This is a genomic window from Paraflavitalea speifideaquila, from assembly GCF_032395985.1.
Classification (GTDB): Bacteria; Bacteroidota; Bacteroidia; order Chitinophagales; family Chitinophagaceae; genus Paraflavitalea; species Paraflavitalea speifideaquila.
The window spans coordinates 6,553,909-6,577,250 of the sequence record NZ_CP135920.1; the positions used below are offsets into that span (position 1 = coordinate 6,553,909).

Below are 23,342 nucleotides of genomic sequence, written 5' to 3' on the forward strand. Positions count from 1 at the left end.
TCAGCAGCAGCAGAAAATATAGATTACAAAGCGCTCTATGAGCAACTGCTTCCAATGCTGCAACTACAGCAACAAAATAATGGACAATTACCACAAAACAACCAGGAGCTATTACAAAGCAATAAAGAATTACGCGATCAGGTAACGCAGCTTCAATATCAATTGTATCAACTAACGAAGTTACTGGGTGGTTTTAAGACTGAGAAGTTTGTTCCTTCCCCTTTACAGCAACAGCAGGAATTAGGCCTTTCCTTTGAGCAGGGGTATAAAGCAACCAACCTTGCTGATGTTCAAAAGATAAGTTACGTAAAGCAAAAACAGGTTCAACGGGAAAACGGGTTAGCCAATGCCTTTCCGGATCATCTACGGGTGGAAGAGACCGTGATAGAGCCTCCGGAAGATGTGAGCGGATGCGAGAAGGTGGGAGAAGAAGTAAAGGAACAGCTTGGCTGGAAGCCGGGAGAAATATTTCTCCAACGTACTATTATCCCTCAGTATAAATGCTCTGTAGCAGAACGGCCTGATCAGCATCGTATAGTGCAGGCGCATCTTCCAGAGCAAGCCTTGTCTAAGAGCATTGCCACGCCGGAGTTGTTAGCACAGATCATTATAGATAAGTTTATAGATCATAAACCGCTGAATCGTCAGTTGGACTGCTTCAAGAGAAGTAATGTCACCATTGCTTATTCAACCATTACCGATTGGGTACGGCAGGTTGCGAACGTGGTAGCGCCACTGGGCCATCTGCACCTGCATGAGATGTACCAATATGATTATTGGCATGGTGATGAAACAACCATACAGGTTCTGGACAGGAATAAGAAGAAAGATACCCACCAGGGGTATTACTGGACGTACTTAACGCATAACGGGCAACTGATCTACTTTGATTATCATCGGGGAGGGATACATTGGCAGCCAAACATATCTTACAACATTTTAAGGGTCACTTGCAGGTAGATGGTTATGATGTCTATGAAGAGTTGGACATCAAAGGAATACATGTGTTCTTTTGTATGGCCCATGCCCGTCGTCATTTTTATGAGGCGAAAGGCAATGATAAAGTTCGGGCAGAATATGCTTTGACCGAGATAGCGAAGCTTTATAAGATCGAGGAGCAATGTAGAGAAGAGCAGCTCAACCCGGACCAGATCAAAGTGCGGCGGACAGAACAATCTGTGCCTATTTTAAAAGAACTGGGAGAGTGGATGAAGCAGGAGTATGTAAAGCTAAAACCGAAAAGCCCTATAGCACAGGCTATAGCTTACAGCATCAAACGCTGGGACGGCTTAAGTCTCTATGCCTCTACTAATCATTTGCATATTGATAATAATCCCATAGAGCGCTGTATGAAAAACCTGGCTGTCGGACGCAAAAACTACCTGTTCTGTGGCTCGCATGAAGCGGCCAAAAGAGCAGGCCTCTTATACTCGCTGCTGGTTACCTGCAAACTTAATACCGTAAACCCTTATGAGTGGCTCCGCGAAGTGCTTAGTCATAACATCAACGAGATGACTACCGCGCAACTCAGGAAACTCTTACCCCACCAGTGGAAAAAACACAAGCCATCACTAAGGCTTAAAGCAAAATTAGGCAACTAAACAATACGATTTTTTAGGCTACTCGGAGACACACAGTTCAATGGGCGCAATGATATTTCTTTTCACCCGGTCTTTAATTAAGCCGCGTAGGTATTTGATGGTTTTGCCAATGGTGTTGAGTTTTAAGCCGGTTAAAACAGTTTGCCGGCGCATGCGAACCTGCTCGAAAGTCAGGTAGTCCACAAAATCTTCGTAGAACGTGAAATTGAAGCTATCAAAGGTGATCTTGCCGCCTCGAAAGACTTCAAATGCCTGAAGGTGGGATTTTTACGTTACCATAAACCGTAAGCGTAGCGGGGCTAACCTTCCATTGCTTTGTTTTGATGTATTCGTCAAACTGATAATAAAGATCCAGCTTGGACCTTTTTTCTTCAGCCTCCTTTTTGGTAACCTCGCTCACTCGTTCTTCCACAGTTGTTACTTCTAGGTAGGGAGAGAAAGTCTTTTTACAAAAGCACCCTTATCGGGCATTTTCTTGTCAATGGCATGAGATACCAGGTCCTCCGCGATCCTGAATAGCCGCCTAAGCTCCTTATTCATTGCTTCGTGGTTGCCATGATGAGCAGGGAGCATTATTGGTAATGCGCCATTGGGCACTGTTCCAATACGTGGGTGGGATTTTAATACCAGTGTGCAGCAGCGTTTTTGTTCTGCATTGTAGCAGTACTGTATAAACACTGTAGAAGTGCCGTCGCTATTCATCTTATTGGCGCGACAAATAAACTTGATAGGTAACCGCATAATCTTGACATTTTAAAGGGCCGAATTTTGGGTCGAGTTTTTAAATTGCCAAGCTGAAATAAAGGTAGGAAGAATGACTAGGTGATTTTGTTGCTAAATACTGAAAATCAACCCTTGAAAGTAAGGATGGATAAAAACAAAAAAGGTCCATCATTGCTGATGAACCTAAGATGCGGACCGGACGGGACTCGAACCCGCGACCTCCGCCGTGACAGGGCGGCATTCTAACCAACTGAACTACCGATCCAATATGTTGAGCGAATGATCGCTTAAAAACATTATTGCGCCGTAAACGACTCATAACCAATCCCTTCTATCTACCGTTCTGTCGTTTTTGGGATGGCAAAGATAGCAGTTTTTTGATTTCAACCAACAAAAAAACAGATTTCAGAAACTTTATTTTTCTACTTTTTTGATCCCCACCGGCCAGCATGTTTTTTACCCCATTTTAGACACTCCACTCCACTATTCAACAACCCAGCAATTTATCAATTCCCATTAAAACAACGACAATTGCTGGTCATTCGGTCGACGCCGGGACTTTGATAAAACAAACGCCTTCGCCACAGGCTCCACCGGCCGCTCAATATCAGCCAATATTTCGCCCGTTGATTGTATATGATATACCGCTGTTTCTTCAAAACGGGAAGTGACTACAATTGAAGTGTTATCCCGGTGCTGGTCAAATAATGCCTTCACCAACTGGGGATCATTATTGTCCTTCGATAAATGTGACAACAACAAATGACTCATGAACTCAGGCCGGTGTTGTTTAAACAACTCCAATGCCTGAGCATTCGACAAATGCCCTTGTCCGCCCCGGATCCGGTTTTTCAAAGCAGCCGGATAACGCCCATTCATCAACATATCTTCGTCATAATTCGTTTCCAGGAAAGCAGCATGGCAATGCTGAAAATGATTGATCACATGCGCACAAGTTTTACCAATATCAGTAAAGATCCCAACCCGCACGGTTCCCGACGATACAATAAAACTATGGGGATCATAGGCATCATGAAATTTAGGAAATGCCGTCACCTCCAATCCCCCAATCTGTACTCCTTCATAGGCCTGGAAAGGGACCACCTGCTCCGGCGCCAATTGCAAACCGCCATTTTTAAGGTGCCCGCCGTTACATATACAGGTAAGCGGTACTTTTTGGCCAATACCGGAATTCCGGAGATATGGTCCGAATGCTCATGCGATACAAAAATGGCCCTGACCTTCTCCATCAGTAACCCCAATCGGCGCATCCGCCGCTCCGTTTCCCGGCATGAAATACCAGCATCCACAAAGATCGCTTCCTCATCGTTGCCAATGTAGTAGCAATTCCCATTACTGCCCGAATTGAGTGAAGTGATGTATAATGACATATCGGGCTGCAAATTATAACTATTCAATCAACATTTCTTCCTGTTTAACCTTGTTGCCCTTTCCCGGCTTTAAATCCCATGCCTGGCTGCCCTACTACCACATTGTCTCCAAAAAAGTCATCCTATTCACTATAAAAGCTCCGTCACATTAAAAACGCATGCTATTTGATTAATGGCATAGCGCAACATCGCCGTTTTGTTATATTTAGGTTTTCTTTCATTAAAATCAACGCTATTCATCATGATCTTTTCATCCAAAAGACTCCTTAGTAGCTGTCTGGTAGTTATGGGACTACAGGCTGCTGCACAAACCACCTCTGTATATGACCAGCACGAAGCTTTCGCGCCCTTCTTCTACCCTGCCTATGGCGATGAAGTAAGAGCAGCTGATGGTACCCCAGGCCCTAAATACTGGCAAAACAAAGCCGATTATAAAATTGAAGCTACCCTCAACGATGCTCAGCATCAGGTGGCAGGCAGTGTACAAATTTCTTATACCAACAATAGCCCACAAGCATTGTCCTTCCTTTGGCTACAGCTTGACCAGAATATTTACAACCTTCAATCAAGGGGCGTAGCAGCTACAGCCGTAGGCGGTGGCCGCTGGGCCAACCGCAATGCCTTCGATGGAGGTTACACCGTACAGTCTGTAAGCCTCATCGTAAATGGTAAAGCTACTCCGGTGCCTTACGACATAATAGATACCCGCATGAAGATCAGGTTGCCCCAGGCCGTAAAAGGCAATGGCGGCAATACGCAATTAAAGATCACCTACAACTTTACGGTACCTGAATATGGAACCGATCGTATGGGACGACTCCAAACCAAAAACGGTTGGATCTATGAGATCGCCCAATGGTTCCCCCGCCTCTGTGTATATGACAATGTACAAGGTTGGAACACTCTGCCCTATTTAGGGCAGGGCGAGTTCTACCTCGAATATGGCGACATTACTTACAACATCACCGCTCCCGCCAACCACATTGTAGTAGGTTCCGGTGAATTGTTGAACCCACAGGAAGTTTTAACTGCCGAACAACTGAAACGCTGGAATGCAGCGAAAAACAGTGATAAAACAGTATTACTGCGCTCTGCCGAAGAAGTGACCAATCCGGCCACACGTCCTACCAGTACTAAAAACCTGACCTGGAAATTCAAATGCATCAATACACGTGATGTAGCCTGGGCCAGTTCTACCTCCTTTGTGTGGGATGCTGCCCGGATGAACCTGCCTGGTGGTAAAAAAATCACTAGCCATGTCGGCTTACCCAGCTGAAGTGGCTACTGATACAACCTGGAGCCGCTCAACAGAATACGTAAAAGGCGCTATTGAATTTTATTCTGATTACCTCTATCCCTATACTTATCCCATGGCCGTCAATGTAGCCGGTATTGTGGGTGGTATGGAGTATCCCGGCATTGTATTTTGCGGCTCACGCGCCAGGAAGGGTGGCTTATGGGGTGTAACCTCGCACGAATTTGGCCACAACTGGTTTCCCATGATCGTAGGAAGCAATGAGAGAAAATTTCCGTGGATGGATGAAGGCTTCAATACTTTCATCAATACCCTGGCCGAAAAGAAATTCAACAATGGTGAGTATGCTGGCAATCGTGCCATGAATGCTACCAACTTTGTGAATGCTTTCTTTGGCCCCAATGCAGAAAGCATCTCTACCGTACCCGATGTTACCAGTCCTGCCAACCTGGGCACCATTGCCTACCGTAAACCAGGCTTTGGCTTGCAATTGCTGCGTGAGAATATCCTGGGGCCCGCACGCTTTGACAGTGCATTCCGGTATTATGTGCACAAATGGGCTTTCAAACATCCTACTCCTTACGATTTCTTCCATTGCATAGAAAACCATGCCGGTGAAACACTCGACTGGTTCTGGAGAGGCTGGTTCCTCGAAAACTGGAAAGTCGATCAGGCCGTGCAGGATGTAACCTACATACAGGATGATGCTGCCAAAGGAAGCATCATCACTATTGCCAATCTTCAAAAATTACCCATGCCTGTAGTGGTTGAAGTAACTGAAGAAAATGGCAAGAAAGATCGTATACAATTGCCTGTTGAAGTTTGGCAACATGGCGCTACCTGGAAATTTGGCTACAAGTCTACTTCCAAACTCCAAAAGGTTACCATCGATCCCGACAATACCTTGCCTGATGTAAACAACAAAAACAACACCTGGCCATTGCAAGGGTTTTAGGAAAAGCAACGAACTGCAAGCGTTTACTGATAACAGATTGAAAAAGTTGGGTCTCCTTTTTGGGAGGCCCAACTTTTTTTACAATTAAACCCTTAGCATTCTTTATCCACTTAAGGCTATGGTTGCTTGAATATACTTACGTTGTTGTAACTGGGGGAGTTGGCAAAGCAGGACGCGCAGAGCGATCGGGCCTGCCTTGATTTTTCTTTGGTTACTTTCTTTGCATCAAGGCAAAGAAAGTGACAATTAAGCTATTTCTTAAAGTACTTACTCATAAACAAAAACTGGTAGTTCACTGCATTTTCCCAATACTCCCAGTTATGCGCTCCGGGCCGACTGATAAAATCATGGGGAATATTTCTCTCCAACAATTTTTCATGCAGGTTCACATTGACTGTATAGAAAAATCAGCCGTACCGCAGTCAATAATCAATGCCAATGCATCTTTGGTAAGCAAATGAGTAAGATTGATAACACTGTTCTTTTCCCATTGCTCGGGATTATCTTTATAACTTCCAATGCGTTTGGCAATATCCCAGTTCAAAGGAAATGGCCTTAAGTCTACACCGCCACTCATACTACCTGCTACACCAAACACCTCCTGGTGGCGGAAAGCCAGGTACAAAGCACCATGCCCGCCCATACTCAGGCCCGTAATACCCCGGCCCGCTCTATTCCTAATAGTACTGTAATGCTCATCCACCCAGTTCACCAATTCCTTCGATACATACGTTTCATACCGCCAGGCACTGTCTATCGGGCTATCAAAATACCAGCTGGAAAAATTACCATCCGGACAAACAATGATCATATTATACAGGTCGGCCGCCAGACCCACTCCCTTTACCTTTTTTACCCAATCGGCATAGTTGCCACTGTACCCATGCAGCAGGTATACCACCGGATAGGTTTTGCCCTTGTCGTACCCGGCAGGCAATACTACTACCGTCTTAATTCCCTTTTTCATAGAAGCACTGAAGGTTGTTACCGTATCTATCGTGGCGCCTAAAACACCAGCCACCATAAATAGCAGTACACAAATGAAACTTATCTTCCTAAACATGTTGTTTATCATCATATAAGTATTGAATGAGCGTGTTTGTAAATATAAATATCCCCCGTTAAAATCAGTGTATCCCAGCTTGAAAAACCGCCAATGGCTACCATGGCCCCTCTCTCTTTCTGTGCCCACAAAAATATATTTGCTCGTTCGGTCTTTTACTCTACATTTGTAGAACAACATCTAAAAATGTAGAGCATGCAACTAACCAAAGCAGAAGAACAGTTAATGGAATATCTATGGCAACAGGAAAAGGCCTTCCTGAAGGAGTTGATCGACTGTTTCCCTGACCCCAAACCAGCTACCACCACGGTGGTAACCCTGCTCAAAAGAATGCAGGACAAAGGATTTGTGGACCATAAACTATTTGGAAACTCACGCCAGTATTTTCCATTGGTGAAAAAGGCCGACTATTTCTCGAAACATGTCAATGGTATGATCAAGAACTTCTTTAACGACTCAGCTCTTCAGTTTGCTTCCTTCTTTACCAAATCCACCAAACTGTCTGCCAAGGAGTTGGAAGAGTTAAGAAAGATCATTGATCTGGAAATCGAAAAAGAAAAAAATGATTACTTATATCATTAAATCCGCTTGCTGTGCCATACTATTCCTGCTTGTTTATAGGTTCATCCTGCAGCGGGAAAAATGTATGCCTTTAACAGGCTGTATTTGTTATTCAGCATCCTGTTTTCCCTCCTGGTCCCTTATCTTTCGTTCCAGGTAACTCAACACACACCCGATGTACTGGAAAACATCTACCTGCCTGCCATCATCCCGATAACCCAGGAACAGGCCCCGGAAGTAACCAACCCACCGGTGGAAGCAGCTAGAACAATACCCTTCTCCCTAATAGCTTTGATCATATATGTGTTGGTGACCTTTATCTTATTAGTTCGTTTTATTCGCAACCTGTACCGCATCCGGCAGGCAATAACGGGCAATAAGGTGCTCCACTACCACGAAGCATGGCTCATCCTGGTAAACAAAGACATACCAGCCCATTCCTTCCTGCAATATGTATTTATGAGCAGTGCTGATTACAACGATCCGCATACCCGCAATGCTTTACTCACCCATGAGCTGTCTCATGTACGCCAAAAACACTCCTGGGATATCCTCTTCCTGGAGTTGCTGCAGGTGTTTTATTGGTTCAATCCCATTTACTTCTTCTATAAAAAGCTATTCAACTGAATCATGAACTGCAGGCCGATGATGCGGTAATCAAAGCGCATGGCGATATCCGTAGTTATCAGTATTTACTCCTGGACAAAATACAACAACCTCCATCCCTCAGGCTAACGAGTGCATTCAATTATTTCATCACTAAAAACGATTGGTAATGATGACCCAAATCCCCAACAACAAAAGGATTACTTGCCTCCAACTGGCATTACTCCCCCTTTTCCTGGCTGCCGTTTTCTTATTCAGTGAAAGAACTTACGCACAGGAAAAACCCCAAACTAAAAACAACAGCCCGCTGCTGCTACCGCCAAAACAGGGGAAAAGGATAGCCTTAACCCCCGACGGTAGATAGCGACAAATTAGTACACGTGGGCCCCTACCTCCCTCCTGGCCCCGGCGCAAGTGCCACGCAATTGGAAAAATTTAATACTGTTTTCAAGAACCCAAGTGGAGGTGAAGGCCGCTATCATTATAGCAAGGAGGATGTAAAGTGGCTAAAAGATATATACCGGGCCATGACCCTCGAGCAAAGAAAGGAATATCCCACCCTTATGTTTGTCACCCCGCCAACCCGCAAAACGCCCAGTGCAGCCCAACTTAAGGACTGGGAAGATGCGAAAATGTACGGGGTTTGGATCGACAATAAACGGGTAAGCAATGAAGTACTGTCCAATTACAAGCCCGAAGATTTTGCCTTGTGTTCGTCAAGCCGACTGGCCAAAAATGCGATGAACTATGGAAAACACTATGTACAGGTAAACCTGTTAACCAACGAAAAATATGCGGAACAGTACAAAGACAACGAAGAAATGCTGATCGTCCTGGGTAAAGCAACTTTCAGGAAAAAGCCAGCTACTAAATAATTCAGCTCATTATCAATGCTTTAGGGTTTATAGTAGTGAAATCTTGTAAACCAGGCCCGTCTTCTCCTCATGAGGCGGGCCTTTCTTATATCCCTCAAAAGGCCCATTAAGAAAACATTCGCAGGAAAAGGCCTCAACCCTTAATTTTACAGCTTTATATTTCCTGTTTATGCCGCAAGACAAAAACCGCCAATTTCTAGAATTTGAGAAACCCATTAAAGAACTGTTTGATGATATTGAAGGACTGAAACAAAAAGCTGAAAAAAGCAAGATCGACCTCAGCGACCCCATAAAAAACTGGAAGAGCGCGTAATTGAAACACGTAGGGCAATCACCCAGAACCTTACCCCCTGGCAAAAAGTACAGCTAAGCCGCCACCCCGACCGTCCTTATACCCTCAAGTATATCGATAAACTCTTTACCGACTTTGTAGAGCTCTTTGGTGACCGTAATGTAAAGGACGATAAGGCCATGGTAGGAGGTTTTGCTTCCCTCGATGGAAAAACTGTGATGGTTATCGGTCAGCAGAAGGGGATCAATACCAAAGCACGCCAGTTGCGCAATTTCGGTATGGCTAACCCCGAAGGTTATCGAAAAGCCTTGCGCCTGATGAAATTGGCCGAGAAATTCAATAAACCTGTGATCACCTTAATTGATACGCCTGGCGCCTATCCCGGTCTTGAAGCCGAGGAAAGAGGCCAGGGCGAAGCAATTGCCCGTAACATCTACGAAATGATGCGCCTCAAAGTTCCCGTCATTTGCGTAGTGATTGGCGAAGGAGCTTCTGGTGGAGCCATGGGTATTGGCGTAGGCGACAAAGTATTCATGCTGGAAAATACCTGGTACACCGTGATCTCTCCCGAATCCTGTAGTTCCATCTTGTGGCGCAGCTGGGATCAGAAGGAAAAAGCCGCCGAACAACTCAAGCTTACGCCCGACTATATGCACCAGTTTGGCCTTATTGATGAGATCATTCCCGAACCTGTTGGAGGCGCCCATTGGGATTATGCCGAAGCTGCAAATCTCTTAAAGCCCTACCTCATCAATACCATCAATGAGTTGTATCAATTAACACCAGAACAACGCATTCAAAATCGTATTGAGAAATTTGGCAAGATGGGCTTCTGGGATGAAACAGCCTAATGCAACACCTGTCACTTCTGTTTTTGCGTTGCAACAATGCTTTAAGCCCACCAATTACACCATTAGCAGCAGTTTCTTTCATAAAAATTTGGGTGGAATACAATTGCTGATTATTTTTGGTACTCATCATGCAATTAATAAAGAAACATACAAAGCAAGTCAAGAAACACTCCAGGTACACGGAAGGTTGAAGACAATTTTGTATGTCTGAAATAGATTGAAGCCTTCCTGTAACGGGGAGGCTTTTGTTTTTAGGGATTTTCATGAGATCATTAAATTAAAAACCAACAATAGAATGTCGCTCAGGCAAACATTACAAGGCACAGGCGTAGCACTCGTTACCCCCTTCACCTCCAACGAAGCAGTTGATTTTGATGCCCTTGGCAAACTCATCGACTTTGTGATCAAAGGAGACGTTGAATATGTAGTTACATTGGGAACAACCGGTGAAACCCCTACTCTAAGCAAGGAAGAAAAGAAAGACATTATTCAATACACTTACGAAAAGGTAAATGCCCGTGTTCCTGTAGTAGTAGGCATTGGTGGCAACGATACCCGCGACCTGCTGAAAGATCTCCAATACTTCCCCTTGAAAAAGCCACCGCCATTCTGAGCGCCAGTCCTTATTACAATAAGCCCTCGCAGGAAGGTATTTACCAACACTATAAACTGTTGGCAGAAGCCGCTCCCAAACCCGTTTTGCTGTACAATGTACCTGGCCGTACCGGCCGGAATATGACCGCCGCCACTACCCTGCGCCTGGCCAATGAAGTGGCCAATATAGCCGGTATAAAAGAAGCCAGTGGCGATATGGGCCAGTGCAGCCTTATCTTACGCGACCGTCCCAAAGATTTCCTGGTAGTAAGTGGCGATGACGCTTTAACCTTTGCCCAGGTAGCTTCCGGGATGGATGGTGTGATCAGCGTGGCAGCTAATGCCTTCCCCAAGCAGTTTACCGATATGGTGCGCTTCACCCTGCAACAAGACCTGTCTACAGCCAAAAAGCTGAATGACCAGTTGATTGAAGCCTATGACCTGATGTTTGCAGAAAACAATCCTGCTGGCGTAAAAGCATTCTTAACTGAACTGGAGTTAATTGAAAATACCTTGCGCTTGCCCATGACCCCATTGAGCAGTGCATTGCATGAACAAGTAAAAGCCTATTTGCGGAATTAAATAATTGGTGGGTTAGTTAAAGGCGTGAAGCATATTCCCTGTATTGCTTTGCGCCTTTTTTTCTTCAGAAATAGACCGAAAGTCGGTAGGTAATACAATAGTGATGTTGTCGTTGTTCTTCCAGTCTTTCCGTCTTCTGGTCTTTACGCACTTCCTGTCTTCCAAATTATACCTTATACGTAACACCCTCCAATGCCAGGTCCGTATTGGGAAACACTTCACTGGCTTCTTCCCTGAACACTTCCAGTTTATCATATTTGGAACTGAAATGGCCGATCAAAAGGCGGCCAACATTGGCTTTTTGGGCTATGCAGGCAGCTTGTATAGTAGTAGAATGGAATCGACTGGCAGCCCGGTCATTCAGGTCTTTCAGGTAAGTGGTTTCGTGGTACAACATATCCACCCCTGGACCTTTTCAACCAGCTCTTCATCATACAGCGTATCGGCACTATAAGCATAAGATTGCGGTTTCGGCGCCGGATCAGTTACCCAGTCATTTTGTATCAGGTCCCCTGATTTGGTTTCATAATCTTCTCCCTGCTTAAGCCGGTCATAAAAGGAGGCAGGAACTTCATGCTTGATGGCTTTATCCGGGTTTACCCGGCGGGGAGCCTTTACCTGGTCAAACCGAAATCCCCAACAAGGAATACGGTGTTTGGTGGTAAAGCAAGATACTTTGAACCGGTCTGTTTTTACCAATACCCCCCCCTTCCAATGGATGGAAATGCAAAGGATATGGCAATACAGTCGCCGCCGCCTTTAATTGCAGGTCAAGTATTTCTTTTAGTGGAGCAGGAGCGTATAAATGCAAGTCATTTTCCCGGTTCAATAACCCCATACTGTTAATGAATCCTGGTAGACCAAAGTAATGATCTCCATGCAGGTGGGATATAAAGATATGGTTAATGCGGCCCCATCGGATGCGGTATTTTGACAGTTGTATCTGTGTCCCTTCTCCGCAGTCTACCAGAAAGAGGTGGTCATCCAGTGTCACCAGCTGTGACGTTGGATGCCGGTCATATGCCGGTAATGCTGAATTATTTCCCAGTATTGTGACTGCGAGCATTCCGTAATTGAAGGTTTTAACTGTCTAAGACGGCCGTATAGTATAATCTGCTGCTTACCTAAGCTAAATTAACTGATTACCATATAATAACGCAAATCAATAACCATCAATTGTATGCCATGGGGCAGGTAAATTACCTTTTCTGAAGAAATTGAGTTAGTCGCCCCAGGAGGCTCGCAAATACAGACAGGTCAATTAGCGAATGTTTTGCGATACCTTACCTACTGCAACAACATTTTGCACTCATGTAGTAATTTCTCTTTGTTGATGGCTACCGTACCCACCTCTTCACATACCAGACCGCCGGCAATATTGGCTACTTCTGCCATCAGGTCAATGCTTTTCGTAGCCGTATAGATCAGGGATGCAACAGCAATTACCGTATCGCCTGCCCCCGATACATCGGCTATATTGCGTAAATGCGAAGGAATGATCCGCGAAGTTTCGTGATTGTGGTAAAATACCCCTTTTTCAGACAGGGTTATGAAGGAAATATGGTGGTGTAGCTTTTCCTCCAACTGACGGTGGATATCCGTCAAAGCCTCCATATTTACATCTTCCAACAGCAGGTTAAGCCCATCTTTTACCTCTTTCATATTGGGTTTAAAGATGTCTACTCCCTCATAAGCAAAGAAGTTCTTGCGCTTGGGATCAACCGTTGTAATCACCTGGTATTGCTTACAAAGGGCTATCACTGCTTTAATCACCTTTTCGGTAAGCACCCCTTTATTATAATCCTCCAGTACAATAGCCTGTGGTTTTTCCTGAATGATGTATTGTTCCACCTGGTCCAACAGCATCTGTTCATCTTCGGGGATAGGTCCTTGGTGGTCTCTGAATCAAGCCGCATCATTTGCTGGTTACGGCTTATGATGCGCACTTTATTGGTGGTAATACGGGAACCTGATTGCAATAAATATTTTGTACTGATATTAAAGTCCTCAAACAATCCTTTCAATAACTGACCATCATCATCTTTCCCGGTTACCGATAAAGCGGTTACCTGGGCCCCTAAGGATACTAGGTTTAGGGCCACATTCCCAGCTCCGCCGATCCGGAATTCCCGTTTGTCCAGCGCCACCACCGGCACGGGCGCTTCAGGTGAGATTCGATCTACATGACCCCACCAATAGGTATCCAACATCACATCTCCTATTACCCCTACCTTAATACCATTGAATTGAGCAAACAGCTTATCGAAATTGACTCCACTCATATAGTGCTTACATTAAATAAAAAATACCTTGCAAGGTTTGCAAGGTATTGTATTTTCCGGAAAATCAGCTTATAAGCAGCCTCTATCAGATGACCTACTTGTTGATAGCATTTTTCTTTTATTGGATAAAGCGATGTAGTACAATGGAATACCCACCAGCACAATGGCCAGCCCCGCACCTGCATAAGCAGGCTTCATAATGATCAGGAATACGCAGAAGGTAAGAGCCAATACTACATAGATCGCCGGTAACACCGGGTAACCAAAGGCCTTGTAAGGACGCTCTATATCTGGGCGTTTTTTCCTTAGCACCGCGATGCCAATGATAGTGAGCGCATAAAACATTACAACCACAAAAGAGATCATATCCAGCAGGTCGCCATAACCACCACTGAGGCAAAGGATGGAAGCCACAATACACTGCAACCACAATGCATATTCAGGTACTGCATTTTTATTCAATATACCTGTTTTTTTAAAGAACAACCCATCGTTAGCCATCGTATAATAAACGCGAGCGCCTGCAAGGATCAATCCGTTATTACAACCAAATGTTGAGATCATGATCATCACAGCTATCACCTTGGCGCCGATATCGCCAAAAATGGAAATAGAAGCAGCCACAGCTACCCGGTCGCCATCAGGAAAGGCTATCTCTTTCATGGGCAATACATGTAGATACATCAAATTGGTAGTAACGTAGATGACCGTAACGATAAGTGTACCCAGGAATAGACTTAAACCAATATTACGCTTGGGGTTCTTGATCTCTCCTGCAATGAAGGTTACGTTATTCCAGGAGTCACTACTGAAGATGGAGCCCACCATACCGGCAGCGATAGCGCCAATAAGTGCGGTACCCGCAATCGGGAACCAATTGCCGTTGGTTACAAAATTGCCACCTGCATCCTTCTCCAGTTGCATGGCATTCAATCCGGTTTGCCAGTTCTCACCCCAGAAACTGTGCTTTGCCAGCAGAAAACCAAGGATGATGAGACCAAACAACGACAACAGCTTTACCGTAGTAAAGGTCGTTTGTATGATCTTACCTCCTTTAATACCTTTGGTATTCGTATAAGTAAGAAAGGTGATCATCGCAATGCCAAGCAGCTGGGCTGCCGACACCTTTAATTTGCCCAGGGTAAACAGGATGTTCTTTTCTCCCAGTTCCGGAACAAGATAAGCGGTAAAGCGACTGAAGGCAACAGCCACCGCAGCAATGGTGGCGGTTTGTATTACCGCAAAAAAGCTCCATCCATAGAGGAATCCGGCCAGCGGGTTGAAAGCCTCTTTAAGGTAAACATATTGACCGCCAGCTTTGGGGAACATGCCACTCAACTCGCCATAACTTACCGCTGCTGTAATTGTCATGAAACCGGTGATCAACCACACCATGACCAGCCATCCAGCGCTGCCTGTATAACGGGTAATATCAGTACTTACAATAAAAATACCGGAGCCAATCATCGAGCCCGCCACTACCATCGTAGCGTCAACCAGGCCCAGGGAGGGTTTAAAAGCAGGTGTTGTTTCAGCCATAGCAGTTAAATAAAGGTCAAAGTGTTTTAAAATAATGAATCCTCAAGATAAGGAAAACGCTTCTATACAGTATACAAAAAAACGCAGCTATTAACTAGCTGCGTTTACCTATTTTAACGAAGTATAATCAATTCTTATTGAAACATATACGCATGCCTGCTACGGCCAACACATAAGGGTTTTACACCATCTCCACCCTATCTATCCCCAAACCCACCCCAGCAACTGATTCACGTCTTCTCCCACAACTGACCACTCACCACTCATTATTCCCAATCTATTTCTTCTTCTTGCTCTTGTACTTCTCATTCAGGCCTTGCACCAGGGCTCCCGTCACATCATACAGCGAGTCCTTGTAGTACATAATAAAGCCAGGCTCATAAGAGAAGATATAGGCATATCCCTTTTGCTTATTAAACTCTGCCAGATAGTCTTCAATTTGCTTACGCATCAGCTTGGTCATATCCATTTGCTGGTTTTGTAAGTTATCCTGTAACTGGGCTTCTCTTTTCCTGTAATCCTGCTCCATTTTTGCTACCTCACGCTGGGCAGCTTCCCCTTCTGCTTGTGACATAGTAGGGCCTTTTTCCTGCAACTGTTGGATCCGCTTTTGGAATTTGGCTTTAATGTCCTGTAATTCTGCGTTGGCAACACCTTCCTTACTTTTCATTTCTTCCAGAGCATCTTTATAGAAAGTATAGCTGGACTGCAAAGAATCGATGTCGAAATATGCGATCTTAAAATCGTGCTGACTGTTCTTACCGGCATCAACAGATACACTTTTAGACTTCCCTTTATCAGAAAAATGCAGGTAAAAAGTACACCGGCAAGCGCCAGTGCAATGATGCTTAAAATAGTAGAGATATTTCTCATTCACGCCTTTTTTGCAAGATAAAATCTTGCGTTAAAAGAAAATTGTTAAAACTTTTAACAGTCCTGAATTAGTTCAATACGCCAACAAGATATACATAAATTTCATTTACTCAACAGGATAATTTGCAACTAAGTATTCATGCCATTCAACAATTTATCCAACCCATATACCCCGCGTTTCCAAGCTGCCTTTCCTTCAATAAAAAAGCAGGAAGCTTTCACTTCCTGCTTGTATTGTCAATCACTTATTAATCTGTGAAATAAGCATGATCCGTTTTCATCTGCGATTACTCATCATCATCAAAGCTCATTGCTTCGCGTGTAGTTTGCAGCAATTCATATTCTTCCTTGCTACCTACTACCATGTTCTCAAAGTCACGCAAACCAGTACCAGCCGGGATCGGGTGACCTGTGATAACATTCTCTTTCAGACCGAGCATATCATCGCTCTTACCCTGGATAGCCGCAGATGACAACACCTTCGTTGTTTCCTGGAACGAAGCCGCTGAGATCCAGCTTTGTGTACCCAGAGAGGCTTTCGTAATACCCAACAGAACCGGGTGTGAAGTAGCCGGATTGGCATCACGGAATTCTACTGGTTTCTTATCGGAACGACGTAGTAAAGAGTTTTCTTCACGGATCTCACGCAGACTGGCAATCTGACCGGCACGCAGCTTGGAGCTTTCGCCCGGATCACTTACTACCTTCTTATCGAAGATCCAGTCATTCTCTTCATTAAAGTCAAAGCGATCTTCCAGGTCTTCCTCCAGGAAGCGGGTATCACCCGGATCCACAATTTCTACCTTCTTCATCATCTGGCGAACGATCACTTCAATGTGCTTGTCATTGATCTTTACACCCTGCAAGCGATAAACCTCCTGGATCTCATTCACAACGTACTCTTGTACAGCGAACGGACCTTTAATAGAAAGGATATCACCCGGAGCTACCTGCCCATCAGACAGAGAAGCACCAGCCTTGATAAAGTCACCGTCCTGTACCAGGATCTGACGGGTCAATGGCACCAGGTATTTCTTCACAACCCCATCTTTCGCTTCTACCACGATCTCGCGGTTACCACGTTTGATAGCACCAAAAGAAACTACACCATCAATTTCGCACACAATAGCAGGGTTACCGGGATTACGTGCTTCAAACAGTTCAGTTACACGTGGCAGACCTCCCGTGATATCACGCTGCATGCGCAGCGTACGAGGGATCTTCACCAGTACCTGTCCTGCACGAACATCTTCACTCTGATCTACTATGATGTGTGAACCAACTGGCAGGTTGTACAATTTCACTTCCTTGCCTTCTACGATCAGCGTTGGTATTTTATTCTTATCCTTTGTTTCGATAACCACTTTCTCACGGTGACCTGTTTGCTCATCAGCTTCTTCGCGGTAAGTAATACCTTCAATTACATTCTCAAACTTGATCTGACCAGCAATTTCAGCTACTACTACGTTGTTGAACGGATCCCAAGTACAGATGATATCACCTTTCTTCACGTTTTGACCATCCTTCACAAACAAGGTAGCACCATAAGGTACGTTGTTAGTGATTAGTAAACGGTCATTCTTCACATCCATGATACGCAACTCACCTGTACGGCCAATTACGATCTGAACTTTGTCACCTTCGTTGTTTTCAGTAGTTACAGTACGCAAACCATCGAATTGTACAGTACCATCAAACTTGGCGATCAAGGATGATTCCACCGAAGCAGAACCGGCCACACCACCCACGTGGAAGGTACGAAGTGTTAACTGTGTACCAGGCTCACCGATCGACTGCGCAGCGATGATACCAACAGCATCACCTTTCTGTGTAATATTACCGGTAGCCAGGTTCTTACCATAACATTTCACACACACACCACGCTTGCTTTCGCAAGTAAGTACAGAACGAATCTCTACAGCTTCAATATTGGCCTCTTCAATTTCTTTACCGATGTCTTCAGTGATCACTTCACCGGCGCTTACTATCAGTTTATCCGCATCAGGACTGTATACATTATGCAGTGAGGTACGGCCAATGATACGGTCATACAGCGGTTCAACAATCTCTTCATTATCTTTCAGTGCACTGATGGCAATACCACGCAGTGTACCACAATCTTCTTCTGTAATAACTACATCCTGTGCTACATCCACCAGACGACGGGTCAGATAACCGGCATCGGCTGTTTTAAGGGCCGTATCGGCAAGACCTTTACGCGCACCGTGCGTAGAGATGAAGTAATCCAATACGTTCAGACCGCCCTTGAAGTTGGAGAGGATCGGGTTTTCGATGATCTCACTTCCAGTAGAACCAGATTTCCTCGGCTTCGCCATCAGACCCCTGATACCACAAAGCTGTTTGATCTGTTGTTTAGAACCACGAGCACCAGAATCAAGCATCATGTACACCGAGTTGAACCCTTGTTTATGGCTGCTCATCTCACGGATAAGTGTTTCCGTAATACGGGTATCCACACGTGACCAGATGTCTACGATTTGGTTATAACGCTCATTGTTGGTGATAAGACCCATGTTATAGTTATCCCAAACTTCATCTACTTCACCTTTCGCATTTTCAAGCACTTCTTCTTTGATAGAAGGAATGATCAGGTCATTCACGTTGAATGACAAACCACCTTGGAAGGCCGTACGGAAACCAAGTAACTTAATGTCATCAAGGAACTTAGCTGTTTTCGGAACGTTGGTGATCTTGATGATATCACCAATGATCTCACGCAAGCTCTTCTTGGTCAGCAGCGCATTGATATAACCTACTTCTTTAGGTACAAACTGGTTGAACAGTATACGGCCGACAGTAGTCTCTATCAGTTTCCTTTTCAGTGTACCATCATTTTCACGCACATCAACTTTTACCTTGATATAGGCATGCAGGTCAACACGGGCTTCATTATAGGCAATGATCACTTCTTCAGCACTATAAAATGCTTTTCCTTCTCCACGAACGATCTCATCACCCATCGTTTTCTTACCCTTCGAAATATAGTACAGACCGAGTACCATGTCCTGTGAAGGAAGGGTCATCGGAGCACCATTTTGAGGATTAAGAATGTTGTGTGAAGACAGCATCAGTAATTGCGCTTCCAATACAGCAGCATTGCTGAGTGGAACGTGTACCGCCATCTGGTCACCATCAAAGTCGGCGTTAAACGCAGCACATACCAGCGGGTGCAACTGGATCGCCTTACCTTCGATCAATTTAGGTTGGAAGGCCTGGATAGACAACCGGTGCAGCGTAGGGGCCCGGTTAAGCATCACAGGGTGGCCTTTCAATATATTCTCTAAGATATCCCAAACAACAGCTTCCTTGCGATCTACCAACTTACGGGCAGATTTAACTGTTTTTACGATACCCCTTTCAATCAACTTACGGATGATAAACGGTTTGAACAACTCAGCAGCCATATCCTTCGGTAAACCACACTCATGTAGTTTCAACTCAGGACCTACTACGATTACAGAACGACCGGAGTAGTCAACACGTTTACCCAACAGGTTTTGACGGAAACGACCTTGTTTACCTTTCAACACATCACTCAATGATTTCAGAGCACGTCCACCTTCTGCTTTAACAGCATTGGATTTACGGCTATTGTCGAACAGAGAGTCAACCGCTTCCTGCAACATACGTTTTTCATTACGCAGGATCACCTCAGGCGCCTTGATCTCCAACAACCTTTTCAGACGGTTGTTACGGATGATCACCCGGCGATAAAGGTCATTCAGGTCAGAAGACGCGAAACGACCACCATCCAGAGGAACCAACGGACGTAATTCAGGCGGAATGACAGGAATGTACTGCATTACCATCCACTCAGGACGGTTGGTGATGCGGCTATTGGCCTCACGGAATGCTTCTACCACACTCAATCGCTTCAGCGCATCCGCTTTACGTTGTTGTGATGTTTCGGTAGCAGCAGCATTACGCAGAGAGAAGGACAAGCTATCCAGCTCAATGCGTTGCAGCATATCATGTACCGCTTCAGCACCCATCTTGGCAATGAACTTCAGGGGATCTTCATCAGGCAGGTATTGATTCTCCTTAGGAAGGTTCTCCAGGATTTCTAAATATTCTTCTTCAGTCAGCAGATCACCCATCTTTAATCCGCGATCTTCACGGATACCAGCCTGGATTACTACAAACCTTTCATAATAAACAATTGTTTCCAGCTTCTTGGAGCTTACACCCAACAGGTAACCAATTTTGTTAGGTAAGCTCTTGAAGTACCAAATATGCACTACAGGTACCACCAGTTTAATGTGGCCCATGCGCTCACGACGAACTTTCTTTTCTGTAACTTCTACACCGCAACGGTCGCACACAATACCCTTATAACGGATACGTTTGTATTTTCCGCAGGCACACTCATAATCCTTAACTGGTCCGAAAATACGTTCGCAAAACAAGCCATCACGCTCAGGCTTATAAGTACGATAGTTAATTGTCTCAGGCTTCAATACCTCACCATAGCTACGCTCTAAAATAGAATCCGGTGAAGCCAGACCGATCGTGATCTTCGAAAAGGTGGCCCTGGGACGATTATCTTTTTTAATAGCCATATTATAATTTAGCTTTTAGCTGTTAGCCTTTAGGGATTAGCAAAAGGCAGGAAAAATTTTATCAAAGAATGTTGGCTAATAGCTAACCGCTATCAGCCAACAGCTTGAAAATATTATTCAAATTTCAGATCAAGACCCAAACCTCTCAACTCATGCACCAATACGTTGAATGACTCAGGGATACCGGCTCTTGGAATATTGTCACCCTTAACGATGGCTTCATAAGTCTTCGCACGACCGATGATGTCATCTGATTTAATGGTGAGCAACTCCTGCAGGATATTGGATGCACCGTATGCTTCCAATGCCCACACTTCCATTTCACCGAAACGCTGACCACCAAACTGTGCCTTACCACCCAACGGTTGTTGTGTGATCAAGCTGTATGGTCCGATAGAACGGGCGTGCATCTTATCATCCACCATGTGGTGTAGTTTGATCATGTAGATCACACCCACCGTAGCTTTCTGGTGGAAGCGCTCGCCTGTTTCACCATCGAACAGATAACTGTGACCGAAGCTTGGCAGGTTGGCCTTATCAATATGGTTGGCAATTTCTTCTACTGTAGCACCATCGAAGATCGGTGTAGCGAATTTAACACCCAGTTTTTGACCAGCCCAACCCAGTACAGTCTCATAGATCTGTCCAAGGTTCATACGGCTAGGTACACCAAGCGGGTTCAGTACGATATCCACTGGCTCACCATCATGCAGGAACGGCATGTCTTCTGCACGAACGATCTTGGCAACGATACCTTTATTACCGTGGCGGCCGGCCATCTTATCACCCACTTTCAGCTTACGCTTAACAGCCAGGTAAACTTTAGCCAGTTTCAATACACCAGCAGGTAACTCATCACCGATAGAGATATTGAATTTCTCTCTCTTGTAGCGTCCCAGTTCTTCGTTGTACTTGATATTGTAGTTGTGCAAGAGAATGTTGATATTGTCATCAATTGCAGCATCTCCTGTCCAACCCAGCGGATTAACGTTCTGATAGTCGATAGAAGACAGGTTCTTCGGATTGAACTTAGCGCCCTTACCGATCTGAACTTCACCGAAGTTGTTGTTAACACCAGCAGAAGGTTTGTCCTTCAACAGGGTTTGCAGCTTACTCAGCAACAGTTCCTTCAGCTCTTCTACATTCTTCTCGTGCACTTTTTCCAGCTTTTCAAGGGCTGCCTTCTCACGGATCTTTGCATTCTTATCTTTCTTGGCGCGTTGGAACAGTTTCTTACCAATTACTACACCTTCCACACCATTGGGTGCTTTCAGTGAAGCATCTTTGGCATCACCTGCCTTATCACCGAAGATGGCCCTTAACAGCTTCTCTTCAGGAGTAGGATCACTTTCTCCTTTAGGAGTGATCTTACCGATCAGGATATCACCTTCTTTGATAGCAGCACCCAAACGGATGATACCATTTTCATCGAGGTCCTTAGTCGCCTCTTCTGAAACGTTGGGGATATCTGGTGTCAGCTCTTCTTCACCCAGCTTGGTATCACGTACTTCCAACTCATATTCAGAAATATGGATCGAAGTAAACAAGTCCTCACGGGCTACTTTTTCATTGATAACGATGGCATCCTCGAAGTTGTAACCCTTCCATGGCATGAATGCCACACGGAGGTTACGACCCAGGGCCAGTTCACCAGCCTGCACAGCGTATCCCTCAGTGAGGAAGTCGCCTTTCTTCAACCTTTGGCCTTTCTTAACGGCAGGCTTGTGGTTGATACAGGTTTCCTGGTTCGTTTTAATGAACTTGGTGAGTCTATAGATTCTCAAATCGTCCTCAAAGCTTACCAATCGGTCGCCTTCTGTACGATCATAACGAACATGAATTTCACTACCGTCTACATATTCTACCACACCTTCGCCTTCAGACAGGATCTGAACCCTGGCATCACGGGCAGCTTTTCCTTCCAACCCTGTACCCACGATGGGGTTTTCAGGACGGATAAGGGGAACAGCCTGACGTTGCATGTTTGATCCCATCAACGCACGGTTGGCATCATCATGCTCCAGGAACGGAATCAGTGAAGCACTCAAACCAACGATCTGGTTAGGAGCAACGTCCATGAATTCCACTTCTGCTCTCTCCAGGATCGGGAAGTCCCCTGTTTGACGGGAAGATATCTTTTCTTCTACGAAATTGCCTTTCTCATCCAATGGCGCACTGGCCTGGGCGATCTTGGCTATATCTTCTTCTTCTGCACTTAAGAAAGTCAGTTTCTTCAGATCCACCTTACCATTTTGTACGGCGTGGTACGGCGTTTCAATAAAGCCCATTCATTGATCTTTGCGTGTACGCAAAGAGTAGAGATCAGACCGATGTTTGGACCTTCCGGTGTTTCGATGGTACACAAACGACCGTAGTGGCTATAGTGTACGTCACGAACCTCAAAGCCTGCACGCTCACGGCTCAAACCGCCTGGCCCGAGTGCGGAGATACGACGCTTATGCGTGATCTCACTCAGCGGGTTGGTTTGATCGAGGAACTGAGACAATTGAGAAGTCCCAAAGAAAGAGTTGATCACAGAAGACAGCGTACGTGCGTTGATCAGGTCAACTGGCGTAAACACCTCATTGTCACGTACGTTCATACGCTCACGGATGGTACGGGCCATACGAGCCAAACCAACACCGAATTGAGCATACAACTGCTCACCTACGGTCCGTACACGACGGTTGCTAAGGTGATCGATATCATCAATTTCCGC

The 23,342-nt window shown here is 45.0% G+C and carries 28 protein-coding genes, 1 tRNA gene and 1 pseudogene; 12 read left to right on the forward strand and 18 right to left on the reverse strand.

The features are described from left to right. Positions 1 to 54: 54 nt before the first annotated feature. Together tnpC and RS881_RS45055 are read left to right on the forward strand one after the other, a co-directional pair. Positions 55 to 1,436, forward strand: a pseudogene (gene tnpC / locus RS881_RS45050) (IS66 family transposase); the annotation flags it as partial. Next, positions 1,437 to 1,601, forward strand: coding sequence for a transposase domain-containing protein (locus tag RS881_RS45055; protein WP_315824491.1), 165 nt, complete (start codon positions 1,437 to 1,439; stop codon positions 1,599 to 1,601). Positions 1,602 to 1,619: 18 nt separating this feature from the next. Here RS881_RS45055 and RS881_RS45060 read toward each other — a convergent pair whose 3' ends face one another. The 6 genes from RS881_RS45060 to RS881_RS45085 all read right to left on the reverse strand — a co-directional run bounded on the left by RS881_RS45060 (position 1,620) and on the right by RS881_RS45085 (position 3,742). Next, the gene (locus RS881_RS45060; protein WP_315824809.1) at positions 1,620 to 1,826 is read right to left on the reverse strand and encodes a phage integrase SAM-like domain-containing protein; all 207 of its coding nucleotides are present in this window, start codon (positions 1,824 to 1,826) and stop codon (positions 1,620 to 1,622) included. Positions 1,827 to 1,845: 19 nt separating this feature from the next. Then, positions 1,846 to 2,001 carry a hypothetical protein gene (locus RS881_RS45065; protein ID WP_315816789.1) on the reverse strand — a complete coding sequence of 52 codons (156 nt, stop codon included), beginning with the start codon at positions 1,999 to 2,001 and terminating at the stop codon, positions 1,846 to 1,848. Positions 2,002 to 2,024: 23 nt separating this feature from the next. Then, on the reverse strand, positions 2,025 to 2,342 hold the full coding sequence (locus tag RS881_RS45070; protein ID WP_315816790.1) for a hypothetical protein: 318 nt from the start codon (positions 2,340 to 2,342) through the stop codon (positions 2,025 to 2,027). Between the two features lie 173 nt (positions 2,343 to 2,515). Then, positions 2,516 to 2,589 (reverse strand) — tRNA-Asp (locus tag RS881_RS45075). A gap of 251 nt (positions 2,590 to 2,840) precedes the next feature. Further along, positions 2,841 to 3,449, reverse strand: coding sequence for an MBL fold metallo-hydrolase (locus RS881_RS45080; protein WP_315816791.1), 609 nt, complete (start codon positions 3,447 to 3,449; stop codon positions 2,841 to 2,843). Beyond that, positions 3,377 to 3,742 (reverse strand): MBL fold metallo-hydrolase, encoded by a 366-nt coding sequence (locus RS881_RS45085; protein ID WP_315816792.1) that lies wholly within the window; start codon positions 3,740 to 3,742, stop codon positions 3,377 to 3,379. The genes RS881_RS45080 and RS881_RS45085 overlap by 73 nt, the downstream gene beginning before the upstream one ends. A 214-nt stretch (positions 3,743 to 3,956) precedes the next feature. Here RS881_RS45085 and RS881_RS45090 point away from each other — a divergent pair, with 214 nt between their 5' ends. Both RS881_RS45090 and RS881_RS45095 read left to right on the forward strand, forming a co-directional pair. Beyond that, entirely contained in the window at positions 3,957 to 4,991 is a 1,035-nt protein-coding gene (locus RS881_RS45090; RefSeq protein ID WP_315816793.1) for a gluzincin family metallopeptidase, read from the forward strand. After that, positions 4,972 to 5,925: a M1 family aminopeptidase gene (locus RS881_RS45095; protein ID WP_315816794.1), complete on the forward strand. Its 954-nt coding sequence runs from the start codon at positions 4,972 to 4,974 to the stop codon at positions 5,923 to 5,925. Before RS881_RS45090 ends, RS881_RS45095 begins: the two co-directional genes overlap by 20 nt. A 251-nt stretch (positions 5,926 to 6,176) precedes the next feature. Here RS881_RS45095 and RS881_RS45100 read toward each other — a convergent pair whose 3' ends face one another. Further along, the gene (locus RS881_RS45100) at positions 6,177 to 6,314 is read right to left on the reverse strand and encodes a hypothetical protein (RefSeq protein WP_315816795.1); all 138 of its coding nucleotides are present in this window, start codon (positions 6,312 to 6,314) and stop codon (positions 6,177 to 6,179) included. Continuing rightward, the gene (locus RS881_RS45105; protein ID WP_315816796.1) at positions 6,311 to 6,988 is read right to left on the reverse strand and encodes an alpha/beta hydrolase; all 678 of its coding nucleotides are present in this window, start codon (positions 6,986 to 6,988) and stop codon (positions 6,311 to 6,313) included. The genes RS881_RS45100 and RS881_RS45105 overlap by 4 nt, the downstream gene beginning before the upstream one ends. Positions 6,989 to 7,183: 195 nt before the next feature. On the opposite strand from RS881_RS45105, the gene RS881_RS45110 reads away from it, so the two are divergent. The 8 genes from RS881_RS45110 (at position 7,184) to RS881_RS45145 (ending at position 11,349) form a co-directional block, all read left to right on the forward strand. Beyond that, entirely contained in the window at positions 7,184 to 7,570 is a 387-nt protein-coding gene (locus RS881_RS45110; RefSeq protein WP_315816797.1) for a BlaI/MecI/CopY family transcriptional regulator, read from the forward strand. Positions 7,571 to 7,654: 84 nt separating this feature from the next. Further along, entirely contained in the window at positions 7,655 to 8,176 is a 522-nt protein-coding gene (locus tag RS881_RS45115; protein WP_315816798.1) for a hypothetical protein, read from the forward strand. 148 nt (positions 8,177 to 8,324) lie between these two features. Beyond that, positions 8,325 to 8,519, forward strand: coding sequence for a hypothetical protein (locus RS881_RS45120; RefSeq protein WP_315816799.1), 195 nt, complete (start codon positions 8,325 to 8,327; stop codon positions 8,517 to 8,519). A gap of 16 nt (positions 8,520 to 8,535) precedes the next feature. Next, positions 8,536 to 9,030: a hypothetical protein gene (locus RS881_RS45125; protein WP_315816800.1), complete on the forward strand. Its 495-nt coding sequence runs from the start codon at positions 8,536 to 8,538 to the stop codon at positions 9,028 to 9,030. Positions 9,031 to 9,199: 169 nt separating this feature from the next. Beyond that, positions 9,200 to 9,343, forward strand: coding sequence for a hypothetical protein (locus tag RS881_RS45130; RefSeq protein ID WP_315816801.1), 144 nt, complete (start codon positions 9,200 to 9,202; stop codon positions 9,341 to 9,343). A gap of 17 nt (positions 9,344 to 9,360) precedes the next feature. Further along, the gene (locus RS881_RS45135; RefSeq protein WP_315824810.1) at positions 9,361 to 10,173 is read left to right on the forward strand and encodes an acetyl-CoA carboxylase carboxyltransferase subunit alpha; all 813 of its coding nucleotides are present in this window, start codon (positions 9,361 to 9,363) and stop codon (positions 10,171 to 10,173) included. Positions 10,174 to 10,468: 295 nt separating this feature from the next. Then, complete coding sequence (locus tag RS881_RS45140) at positions 10,469 to 10,786, forward strand: dihydrodipicolinate synthase family protein (RefSeq protein WP_315816802.1); 318 nt, start codon at positions 10,469 to 10,471, stop codon at positions 10,784 to 10,786. 38 nt (positions 10,787 to 10,824) lie between these two features. Further along, positions 10,825 to 11,349 carry a dihydrodipicolinate synthase family protein gene (locus RS881_RS45145; protein ID WP_315824811.1) on the forward strand — a complete coding sequence of 175 codons (525 nt, stop codon included), beginning with the start codon at positions 10,825 to 10,827 and terminating at the stop codon, positions 11,347 to 11,349. A 166-nt stretch (positions 11,350 to 11,515) separates the two neighbouring features. Here the strand turns inward: RS881_RS45145 and RS881_RS45150 are convergent, their stop codons facing one another. The 10 genes from RS881_RS45150 to RS881_RS62010 form a co-directional block, all read right to left on the reverse strand. Beyond that, positions 11,516 to 11,752 carry an MBL fold metallo-hydrolase gene (locus RS881_RS45150; RefSeq protein ID WP_315816803.1) on the reverse strand — a complete coding sequence of 79 codons (237 nt, stop codon included), beginning with the start codon at positions 11,750 to 11,752 and terminating at the stop codon, positions 11,516 to 11,518. Further along, positions 11,719 to 12,048: an MBL fold metallo-hydrolase gene (locus tag RS881_RS45155; RefSeq protein WP_315825039.1), complete on the reverse strand. Its 330-nt coding sequence runs from the start codon at positions 12,046 to 12,048 to the stop codon at positions 11,719 to 11,721. Before RS881_RS45155 ends, RS881_RS45150 begins: the two co-directional genes overlap by 34 nt. Then, positions 11,972 to 12,415 carry an MBL fold metallo-hydrolase gene (locus tag RS881_RS45160; RefSeq protein ID WP_315816804.1) on the reverse strand — a complete coding sequence of 148 codons (444 nt, stop codon included), beginning with the start codon at positions 12,413 to 12,415 and terminating at the stop codon, positions 11,972 to 11,974. Before RS881_RS45160 ends, RS881_RS45155 begins: the two co-directional genes overlap by 77 nt. Positions 12,416 to 12,636: 221 nt before the next feature. Beyond that, the gene (locus tag RS881_RS45165) at positions 12,637 to 13,200 is read right to left on the reverse strand and encodes a bifunctional heptose 7-phosphate kinase/heptose 1-phosphate adenyltransferase (protein WP_315816805.1); all 564 of its coding nucleotides are present in this window, start codon (positions 13,198 to 13,200) and stop codon (positions 12,637 to 12,639) included. Beyond that, positions 13,119 to 13,631 carry a bifunctional heptose 7-phosphate kinase/heptose 1-phosphate adenyltransferase gene (locus tag RS881_RS45170; RefSeq protein WP_315816806.1) on the reverse strand — a complete coding sequence of 171 codons (513 nt, stop codon included), beginning with the start codon at positions 13,629 to 13,631 and terminating at the stop codon, positions 13,119 to 13,121. The genes RS881_RS45165 and RS881_RS45170 overlap by 82 nt, the downstream gene beginning before the upstream one ends. 69 nt (positions 13,632 to 13,700) lie before the next feature. After that, positions 13,701 to 15,170 (reverse strand): APC family permease, encoded by a 1,470-nt coding sequence (locus tag RS881_RS45175; RefSeq protein WP_315816807.1) that lies wholly within the window; start codon positions 15,168 to 15,170, stop codon positions 13,701 to 13,703. 277 nt (positions 15,171 to 15,447) lie between these two features. Beyond that, positions 15,448 to 16,047, reverse strand: a complete 600-nt coding sequence (locus RS881_RS45180; RefSeq protein WP_315816808.1) for an OmpH/Skp family outer membrane protein — start codon at positions 16,045 to 16,047, stop codon at positions 15,448 to 15,450. Between the two features lie 283 nt (positions 16,048 to 16,330). Next, positions 16,331 to 20,623 carry a DNA-directed RNA polymerase subunit beta' gene (gene rpoC / locus RS881_RS45185; protein WP_315816809.1) on the reverse strand — a complete coding sequence of 1,431 codons (4,293 nt, stop codon included), beginning with the start codon at positions 20,621 to 20,623 and terminating at the stop codon, positions 16,331 to 16,333. A gap of 113 nt (positions 20,624 to 20,736) precedes the next feature. Then, positions 20,737 to 22,911 carry a DNA-directed RNA polymerase subunit beta gene (gene rpoB / locus RS881_RS62005; RefSeq protein ID WP_425476319.1) on the reverse strand — a complete coding sequence of 725 codons (2,175 nt, stop codon included), beginning with the start codon at positions 22,909 to 22,911 and terminating at the stop codon, positions 20,737 to 20,739. Then, on the reverse strand, positions 22,857 to 23,249 hold the full coding sequence (locus tag RS881_RS62010) for an RNA polymerDNA-directed RNA polymerase subunit B (RefSeq protein WP_425476405.1): 393 nt from the start codon (positions 23,247 to 23,249) through the stop codon (positions 22,857 to 22,859). Before RS881_RS62010 ends, rpoB begins: the two co-directional genes overlap by 55 nt. Between the last annotated feature and the right edge of the window lie 93 nt (positions 23,250 to 23,342).